Genomic DNA, 9,055 nt, shown 5'->3' with positions numbered 1-9,055 from the left:
ACGGTGATCAGACCCAGGGTTGGCAAGGTTTTTGACGCCACCTCGCGCGGCGACATCCATTCGCTGTCTTCGACCTGGCGGCCGCCAACAAAACCGGGGGTGAACCGCCCCATGAACCAGATCGCACTGACATAGGCCAGGGCCAGCATCAGGCCGGGGATGACCCCGGCAAGAAACATATCGCCCACGGATTGTTCGGCGACAAAACTGTAGATGATCAACATCGCCGAGGGCGGAATGATCATGCCCAGCACCGAGGACCCCGCCACGACCCCGACGGCAAACCGCGGGTTGTAGTCCTGCTTGATCATCTGTGGCACTGAGACCTTGGTAAAGACCGAGGCAGAGGCGATGGAAGATCCGGTGACAGCGGCAAAAACCGCATTGGCACCAACCGTGGCCATGCCTATACCACCTTTGATTTTGCGAAACCGCATAGTCATGACTTCGTAGATGTCGCTGCCCAGACCTGCCTTTGAGACGATAAGCCCCATAAAGGTGAACAGTGGAATGGTGGCAAAGCTATAAACCATGGCACTATCGCCAACGGCGACCTTCAGCAGGTTCAGCGACAGGGTGAAATTATCCCGCATCAGCCAGATCGAAATCACCGAGACCATGCCAAGGGCAATCGGGATATAAAGCCCTGCGTAGATAAGAAAAACGATGGCGACGACCGAAATCAGGCCGATTTCAATCGGAGTCATATATGAGGCTCATCTGTAGTAGGGCTGTCATGCTCGGGGGCACGGATCAGTTGCGGGCGATCCTGCGCTGTGATGACTTTCAGGGTGAAGATGACGCTGGCCAGGGCGCTGCCGCTGGCAATGGCCAGTTTGACTGGCCACCAGGGCACGGTGAAAACGCCGGGCACGCCAAAGAAGTCCTGGGTGGTCCACATCTTCAGGAACTCGGGGAACATGATATAGGCGATCAGCCCCATGAAGATTGCCGAGATCGCATTGATGATGCGGCGCAGATTGGCGGTGAGGCCGGGGCGGTTGTGGTGCAGCAGGTTCAGGAACCCGTCCGATCGCGTCAACCGATCAACCCGCACCACATCAGGCAATTGCAAAAACACGATGAGCACCACCGCCAGCTGGACGATCTCGTAGGTGCCTTTCAGGGGGGCACTAAAAAGGCCACGGGCGATCACATCGAAATTGAGGATCACCACCAGCGCCAGCACCGTGCAGGTGCCAGCAATATTGGCGGTGATCGCAAGGGCATTGGCAACCCGAGCGAGGCAGGCAAGAGCAGGTTTGAACATGGTCCCGGTCCTTTCTCGGGTTGCTGAGCAGAGCTTACTCTTTGGTCCAGTCACGGACCCCAACAAAGCCGGCCGCTTCCAGTTTGCCCAGGTAGGCCGCCAGGATGTCATTACCCGCCTCGCCCTTGTTGTTCAGCGTTGCCGCCCATTCCTGGGCAATATTTGGCATTGCCGCAGCCCAGGTGGCGCGGTCGTCCTGCGAGACTTCGACGATGGTGCCGCCGGCGGCAACATAGGCTGCTTCGGCTGCGGCCGCGCGATCCATGGCGAGCCCGGCAAGGTGATCACGGTAGTCAATTGCCACCGCTTGCAGAACCTCCTTCACCTCATCCGGCAGCTGCGCCCAGTAGTCTTTGTTGACGGTGACCGTCTTGGAGTTCACCGCGCCAAAATCGGTGCGCAACATATAGGGGGCCACTTCGGAGATCTTGAAGGTGGCGGCGGCCTCGGGCCAGAGCATGCTGGCATCAACCAGCCCGGTCTGCATCATGCTGTAAAAATCGGTCAGCCCGCCGCGCACGCCTGCGGCATCCTGCAGACCTTCGAGATAGCGCAGGTTCAGCCCGGCACCGGCCACTTTGAACCCGTTCAGATCCGACAGTGCCGAGACATCTTTTGTGGAGAACATCTGGTAGCTGTTCAACACCACGCCGGTGGCCAGGTAGACTTGGTTCTGGGCGGCAAATTCGTTCTGCATGGCAGGGAATTCGCGGGCGATTTCATCCACCGCCCTAGCCACGGCCCGCGCATCGGTGGACACAAAAGGCGTCACCGCCGCAAGCCCCTGGCTTGGCAGTTTGGAGGAATGGAAAATGGTGGTGACGATGCCGATATCGCCAAGACCCAGCTCGATACCCTCAAGAACGCCTTTGGGTTTGACGATGGAACCGCCGTAGTTCTCTTGCCAGTCCATCACATAGTTACCGTTCTCGGCCAGGCGGCGGTCAACCTCGGGGATAAAGAAGTTGCTGAACTCTTTTACCCAGAGCGCTCGGTCGGGATAACCGTCGATCACCACCGCTGAAATGGTCTCTTGTGCGGCAACCGGCAGCGCCGCCATGGTCGCCAGCGCCGCGCCGATCAAGCTGCGTCTTGTCCAATTCATCATGTCTTTTTCCTCCCAGAAAAGAGGGCGGCTTCGCCCCGTTGGTTGTGTCTACCTCACGTCGTTTTGGATCCCTGCAGTGTCACCTCCTCAAATGACACTACAGACCTGTTCAAAAGCAAAGCGGGGTAGTTTTTGGAACAATGCGCTCTCATCGGCATAGCCGATGTTGCACAGAAAGTTTGACTTCAACCGGGTGCCAGCAAAGAATTCCTCATCGACAATCGCGTTGGAGAACCCCGACATGGCGCCTACATCCAAACCCAAGGCGCGGGCTGCGATCATAAAATAGGCGCCCTGCAATGTAGCATTGCGATTGGCGGTGTCTTCGCAATATTCCGGCTTTCCATCAAACAGATGGCGGCGATCTTCATGCGGGAACAGGAAAGGCAATTGATGCCAGAAATCCATGTCTTGGGCGATGATCGCCGTCACTGGCGCGCCCATCATCTTGCTGACGTTCTGCGGTTTCAGCGCCTTTGCCAATCGCGCCTTTGCCTCGGGGGATTGTACAAAGATAAAGCGGGCCGGCAGGGTGTTCATCGAGGTGGCACCATTGATGGTGATTTCGTAGATCTCTTCCAGCATCCCCTCAGGAATGGGCCTGTCGGTCCAGGCATAATGCGAGCGGGCCTGGCGCAGGATCAGATCAATCGCGTCATCGGACAACCGGGCGATGCGACTGCGCAGGGCGCGGTGATCTTCCTGCGCCTTGGCGCGCAATGCTGCCTGTTCCGTTGCGGTCATGGCGCTCATGTAGAAGCCTCGTCCACGATGGGGTTGGCGCAGATACCGATGCCTTCGATCTCGATCTCCACCACCTCGCCGGGCACAAGCCAACGGGGATTGGGCTTTTTGGCATGGCCCACACCGGGGGGCGTGCCCATGGCGATCATGTCGCCGGGTTCCAGCGTGGTGTATTCCGATATGGTCGCGATGGTCTTTGCCACTGACCAGATCATATTGCCAGTGTTGGAAGACTGCAGGATCTCAGCGCCAACGCGGCTTTCGATCTTGAGACCGGCCGCGCCGGCAGGCAGCTCATCCGGGGTGACCACAAAGGGGCCAATGGCGCCGGTATTGTCAAAATTCTTGCCCGGCGTCCATTGATGGGTCTTGCGCTGGTAATCGCGTACCGACCCGTCATTAAACACCGTGTAGCCAAAGACATGATCGAGCGCGTCTGCCTCGGCAATATGCCGCCCGCCCTTGCCGACAATGAACATCAGCTCCGCCTCGTAGTCGAGTTTTTCAGAACAGCTCGGCCGCACCAGCGGCGCTCCGGCGGCCATGATCGAATTCTTCCCGCGCATGAACAAGGCCGGGTAGTCGGGGATCTCGTAGCCACCTTCCTTGATGTGATCGGTGTAATTCAGCCCGAGGCAAATGATTGTACCCGGTTTTTTCACCGGCAGCGCCGGGGTGATCGTGGTGAGGGCGATTCTGGGGGCATCAGCAAGCCCTGCGCTCACAGATTCCAACAGCGCAGGATCGGCGATCAGCGCCGAAAGATCCCAACCGATTAAGGGGTTAAGGGATGTTAGATCAATGGCCTCAGCGCCCAGAACCGCAAACACTGATCTACCTTTTGTTGTCTCGCCTACCAAAAATTTCATCTGTACCATCCTTGTCAGTTAAGGAATTTTTGCCTATAATATTACCATATGTCAATAAATATCGATATTTTTAGAGGTGGCAAAATGGTGGCATGGGCGGACTATAAAAAGCAGGCACGGTCACGTGGCGCATTGGCGCTGGAGCTCTATGCGGCGATTTCGACCCCCGCCAAAGCGCCAGAAGATGTAAAAGCAGCCCTGCCAGATCACCTTGACTATCAGGCGGAACTGGAGCGTGAAGGCTACCTAGCCTTTGCGGGTCCGATGTCGGATGAAAGTGGCCTTCATATGCAGGGCATGGGGTTGATCATCTATCGCGCCGAAGATCTGGAGGCCGCGCAGGCCCTCGCAGATGAAGACCCGATGCATAAATCCGGGGCGCGCTCATACGTGCTGCGGCGCTGGTTGATCAATGAAGGGTCATTGACCGTTTCTGTTGGGCTATCTACTCACCAGTCTACACTGGCCTAGAAAGGGGTAGCAGGATGAATTTGATGGAGGACAGCAGCGGCAAAGAGAGCTCTGCCACCCGTGCGACTTACCTTTCCTTGCGCGACATGATCCTGACCGGTGCCCTGCCTGCGGGGGAAAAACTCAAGATCGAACAGCTACGCAAGCTGCTCGACACCGGCGCCTCTCCGGTGCGCGAAGCCCTGAGTCTGCTGACCTCCGATATGTTGGTGGAGCGGATCGATCAACGCGGGTTTCGCGCGGCATCTGCCAGCCTGGCCAATTTCAAAGAGATCCTCACCCTGCGCTGTTCCTTGGAAGACATGGCCCTGCGCCAATCCATCGCGCGGGCCAGTTCCGATTGGGAGGAAGCGTTGGTTCTGGCACACCACCGCATGAAGCGGGCCGCCGGCACGCCGGAGTTTGAAGAGCGGCATAAGGATTTCCACATGGCCTTGCTGAACAATGCAGAATCGCCAATTTTGCAGCGCTACTGCAGTCAGCTCTATGATCTGAACATTCGCTACCGCTATCTAGCGGCTGGGGGCGCGGGGTATCAGCGCCGCGATATTGCCACCGAGCACGAAGAAATCCTGGAGGCTGCTGTGCGCCAGGACGGCGAAGCGGCAACCGCGGCGCTGCTCAATCACTACCGGGTCACCGGCGATTACCTGGCACCGCTGCTCACTGATTTGTAGCCTTCAAATAGAGTAAAACCCTATCATCCAGGCGCGACCGAGCTCCATTCTGATGCCGCTTCGAGCTGCGCCGCCAGCTGCATCAGGCGCCCATCCTGACCAAAGCCGCTGACGATCTGCACCCCAATGGGTAGTCCCTCGGGGGTTTGATGCACTGGCAGGGTCATCGCGGGCTGGCCAGAGGCATTGAAAGGTACTGAAAACGGGCTGAGATCAAGCAACAGCTCGACAAAGGGGTCAAACTCCAATTCCTGATCCAGATTGGTCAGCCCAAGTGGATGCGCAGGCCCGTTTGTAGCCGCTGTCAGCAGGATGTCATAGCGGTCAAAAAAGGCGCACATCTTGCGGACCTGAATATTCACCGCCGCATAGCGGGCCAGATATTGATGCAGCGAGACACCGGCCGCATAGCGCATGGTGCGCTGAGTCATCGGCTCAAATCCCTGCATCGGACCAGCGGCAAACTCGGGGGGGAAAAACCCGGCCAAAGAGCCGACCAGCAGGCGGAAAGCCTGCGAGGTGAGTTCCGCGAAGTCAAAATCAGGCCGTGCTTCTTCGACCTCATGACCCAGCTCGCTGAGCTTTTGCGCGGTCAGGGTGACCGCCTCGGCGCTGCTGGGGTGGATCGCCTTGCCGTCAAAGCGATCCGTCAAAAAGCCAATGCGCAGGGTGCCGGGGTCACGTTTCAGCAGCTCTTCAAAGCCACCTTCGGGTGTTGCAGTAAAGTAAGGACAGCCCTGATCCGGGCCTGCGGTAATATCCAGCAGCGCGGCGCAGTCACGCACCGTTTTGGTCACTGCATGTTCATGGCTCATACCAAAATTCGGATCCCCCCGATGCGGGCCAATGGCATTGACGCCGCGGGTGGGTTTCAGGCCCACCAGCCCATTGTAGGCGGCGGGGATGCGGATCGACCCGGCGCTGTCAGTGGCATGGGCGGCTGGCACCATGCCGCTGGAGACCGCCGCCGCCGCACCGCCGCTGGAGCCGCCGGCGCTGAGGTCCCTGTTCCAGGGATTGCGGGTTTTGCCCCAGGCTTTGCTTTCAGTGGTGATGGTCAGGCCAAACTCTGGCGAGGCCGTACGCCCCAGCAGGCCAAAGCCCGCCGCTCGCAGCCGCGAGACCGTGGTGGAATCAAACCCCATGTCAGTGCCGCGAAACATTTCGCTGCCATTGGACAGGGGCATGCCCTTGGCAGGCGCATGGAGGTCTTTCAGCAGATAGGGCAGGCCGGTAAAGCGCGATGTCTCGGCGCAGGCGACCAGCGCATCCAGCGCCTCTTCGAATTGGGTGAGGACAACCGCATTGATGGCAGGGTTCTGCGCCTCGATCTGGGCAATGGCAGAGAGCAAAATGTCCCGGCGCGAGATCTCGCCTGCTGCGGCCAGTTCGGCCAGCCCAACCAGATCCTGCTGCAGCCATTCTTCACGATTTAGCATTCAAAAACTCCTCAGTCATATTTGCGCCGGACACAATATTCAGGATCACCGCATCGGCCTCAGAGACCGAAACATAGGCATGGGCCATGGCGGCGTCGTAATAGACGCTGTCGCCGGTCTCGAGCCGGATTGGTTCATAAAGATCCGAATGCAACTCCACCGCGCCAGAGAGCACAATCACCAGCTCTTCGCCGCCGTGGCGGATCGGGGCAGAAAACTCAGAAATTTCGCGGGCGGTCACAGTGGCATAGGTGGCATCGATCAGCCGGTTTTTCAGCTGCGTCGCCATCGGTTCAAACACATAGTTCTCCGCCTGCAACCGGGGCAGTTCAGAGCGCCGCGACACGGTCAACCGGCCCGTGGGGGAGGATTTTGGCGTCTGCGCAGATGCCCCATCCAGGATCGAGACAATATCCGTGTCGAGACCAGCTGCAAGTTTCAACATCACATCATAAGTCGGCGACAGATTGGAATTCTCGATCTTGGAAATCGTCGACAGCGCTAAGCCCGAGGCCTCTGAGACCTGTTTTAAAGTCAAATTCTGCGACCGGCGCAGGCTTTGAACCATAGCACCAAACTCGGCGCGCTTGTCCTGAAAGCTTTCGGAGGTTTCGGTTTTGGACATGATATTTTCCGATACGAAAATTTTCTTGACATTTTTCCTATCATCAAACGATCCTGTGGGCAAGGAGAACCGATGATCTGGATATTGCTCATTCTTTTTGCACTGGCGGCTGTGCTTTGCGGCGTGGCCATCAGCTATGTGGCGGGGGCGGCAGCGGTTCTGGCCTTTGTCTTAAGCGACCATGCGGCCTATCTCGGCATCCTGCCGCAGCGGATTTTCAGCCAGATTGATGTCTTTACCTTTCTGGCGATGCCATTGTTCATTCTGGCCGGGGAGACCATGACCAAGGGCGGCGTGACCCGGGTGCTGATTGATCTGGCGCTGCTGCTGGTGGGGCGGCTGAAGGGCGGGCTTGGCTATGTGAATATTGCCTCAAGCGTGTTTCTGGCCGGCATTTCCGGCTCTGCCGTGGCCGATGCGGCGGCCACCACCAATACGCTGGTACCAGCCATGCGCGAGCGGGGATATCGCACCGAATTTGCTGCCGCGCTGACCGCCGCCAGCTGCGTCATTGGCCCCATTATTCCGCCCAGCATCGTGATGATCTTTTATGCGGCTTTGATGAATGTCTCGGTGGCGGCGCTTTTTGCTGGGGGCATTGTGCCGGGGCTGTTGATGGCGGTTTTCCTCGGTGCCTATAACTTCTGGATCGCCCGCAAAGAGGACCATCCGGGTGGCACCGCCGAGACCCTGCCGCCCGCTAAACCCACGGTATTGCGCGCCTTTCCGGCCTTGCTGATCCCGATCACCATTGTGTCCGGCATCGTCTTTGGCGTGGTCACCCCGACCGAGGCCGCGGGCCTCGCTGTCGCCATTACCCTCTGTCTGGTGTTCCTCTATGCCTATTGGGACAAAAACGGTCTGCTCGGTGCTTTCAAGATCTCTGCCAATCTGGCCTCTGGCGCGGTCGAGCGCACGGTGATGTTGACGGGATCTATCTTTATGATCCTCTTTGCAGCGGCGGTTTTTGGCTACCTGATGGGTATCCTCAAGGTGCCGGACCAGATCGGCGCCATGGTCCAGAGCCTCGGGCTCAGCAGTACCAATTACTTTTTACTGGCCAGCGGCGTGATGTTTCTGGCGGGCATGGTGATGGACATCTCCATGGCGCTGGTTCTGCTGGTGCCGGTGCTGATCCCGGCAGCCATCGCAGGCGGGGCAGATCCGGTCCATGTGGGCGTGGTCAGTTGCCTGAACCTGACGCTGGGGCTGATTTCCCCGCCCTTTGGCGGCTGCCTGATGGTGATCTCGGCAGCCAGTGGCGTCACCTACCTTCGGCTGAGCCGCGCCATCCTGCCCTTTCTCGCAGTGCAACTGGCGCTGCTGATCCTGCTGATTTTTTGTCCGGAAATTACCCTCGCCCTGCCACGGGCGCTGGGGCTCATTTCATAACACCAACAATAGGGAGACGACGATGAAACATGTTCTTTTTGCAGCGGCAACAACCCTGCTGACCGCCACGCCACTGCTGGCGGATGAGGTGAAGATCGCAGTGGGGTGCCCGCCTGTGGCCGCCTGTTCCGACTATGTCTATGCCGAAGACCTGGCCGCTGGTCTGCGCGAACAGGGCATGGAGGCCAGCGTCTTTGCCGGCGGCGCCCTGGGCAAGGACCCGGAAGTGGTCGATCAGCTGAGTCAGGGCTTGGTGCAATTTGGCATGACCAATTTTGTCATGATCAAAGAGGTCGATCCGCGTATCCTGGGCTTTATCGCGCCCTATATGTTTGACGATATGGAGCATTTCTTCCGCGCCACTCAGGACACCCAGAGCGATCTGCTGGATGAGATCAAAGCCTCAATGGAGAGCCAGGGCGTACGCGTTGCGGGCCTGCCAGGACTGGGCGGCACCATG

10 protein-coding genes and 1 pseudogene are annotated in these 9,055 nt (G+C 58.4%); 4 read left to right on the top strand and 7 right to left on the bottom strand.

Annotated elements, in window-relative coordinates:
* From ABJP42_RS16485 to ABJP42_RS16465, 5 genes are all read right to left on the bottom strand, one after another.
* Window positions 1-707: TRAP transporter large permease subunit (locus tag ABJP42_RS16485; protein ID WP_348342279.1), on the bottom strand; the 707-nt coding region annotated here is incomplete at its 3' end.
* Complete coding sequence (locus ABJP42_RS16480; RefSeq protein ID WP_348342278.1) at window positions 704-1,270, bottom strand: TRAP transporter small permease subunit; 567 nt, start codon at window positions 1,268-1,270, stop codon at window positions 704-706. The genes ABJP42_RS16480 and ABJP42_RS16485, both read right to left, overlap by 4 nt.
* 34 nt (window positions 1,271-1,304) lie before the next feature.
* Complete coding sequence (locus ABJP42_RS16475) at window positions 1,305-2,378, bottom strand: C4-dicarboxylate TRAP transporter substrate-binding protein (RefSeq protein ID WP_348342276.1); 1,074 nt, start codon at window positions 2,376-2,378, stop codon at window positions 1,305-1,307.
* Window positions 2,379-2,465: 87 nt separating this feature from the next.
* Window positions 2,466-3,131, bottom strand: a complete 666-nt coding sequence (locus ABJP42_RS16470; RefSeq protein ID WP_348342275.1) for a malonic semialdehyde reductase — start codon at window positions 3,129-3,131, stop codon at window positions 2,466-2,468.
* Window positions 3,128-3,991: a fumarylacetoacetate hydrolase family protein gene (locus ABJP42_RS16465; protein WP_348342273.1), complete on the bottom strand. Its 864-nt coding sequence runs from the start codon at window positions 3,989-3,991 to the stop codon at window positions 3,128-3,130. Before ABJP42_RS16465 ends, ABJP42_RS16470 begins: the two co-directional genes overlap by 4 nt.
* Before the next feature lie 84 nt (window positions 3,992-4,075).
* Between ABJP42_RS16465 and ABJP42_RS16460 the strand changes: the two genes are divergently transcribed.
* Complete coding sequence (locus ABJP42_RS16460; protein ID WP_348342271.1) at window positions 4,076-4,462, top strand: YciI family protein; 387 nt, start codon at window positions 4,076-4,078, stop codon at window positions 4,460-4,462.
* 23 nt (window positions 4,463-4,485) lie between these two features.
* The gene (locus ABJP42_RS16455) at window positions 4,486-5,139 is read left to right on the top strand and encodes a GntR family transcriptional regulator (protein ID WP_348342269.1); all 654 of its coding nucleotides are present in this window, start codon (window positions 4,486-4,488) and stop codon (window positions 5,137-5,139) included.
* A gap of 23 nt (window positions 5,140-5,162) precedes the next feature.
* Here the strand turns inward: ABJP42_RS16455 and ABJP42_RS16450 are convergent, their stop codons facing one another.
* The gene (locus ABJP42_RS16450) at window positions 5,163-6,578 is read right to left on the bottom strand and encodes an amidase (RefSeq protein ID WP_348342267.1); all 1,416 of its coding nucleotides are present in this window, start codon (window positions 6,576-6,578) and stop codon (window positions 5,163-5,165) included.
* A complete protein-coding gene (locus ABJP42_RS16445) occupies window positions 6,565-7,203 on the bottom strand; it encodes a helix-turn-helix domain-containing protein (RefSeq protein ID WP_348342265.1) in 639 nt (212 codons plus the stop codon). The genes ABJP42_RS16450 and ABJP42_RS16445 overlap by 14 nt, the downstream gene beginning before the upstream one ends.
* Before the next feature lie 72 nt (window positions 7,204-7,275).
* Between ABJP42_RS16445 and ABJP42_RS16440 the strand changes: the two genes are divergently transcribed.
* Together ABJP42_RS16440 and ABJP42_RS16435 are read left to right on the top strand one after the other, a co-directional pair.
* The gene (locus tag ABJP42_RS16440; protein ID WP_348342263.1) at window positions 7,276-8,595 is read left to right on the top strand and encodes a TRAP transporter large permease; all 1,320 of its coding nucleotides are present in this window, start codon (window positions 7,276-7,278) and stop codon (window positions 8,593-8,595) included.
* A gap of 22 nt (window positions 8,596-8,617) precedes the next feature.
* Window positions 8,618-9,055: pseudogene (locus ABJP42_RS16435) on the top strand (TRAP transporter substrate-binding protein); the annotation flags it as partial.

The organism is Pseudophaeobacter sp., from assembly GCF_039971195.1.
Classification (GTDB): Bacteria; Pseudomonadota; Alphaproteobacteria; order Rhodobacterales; family Rhodobacteraceae; genus Pseudophaeobacter.
This window is presented reverse-complemented; position numbering and strand designations above follow the sequence as displayed.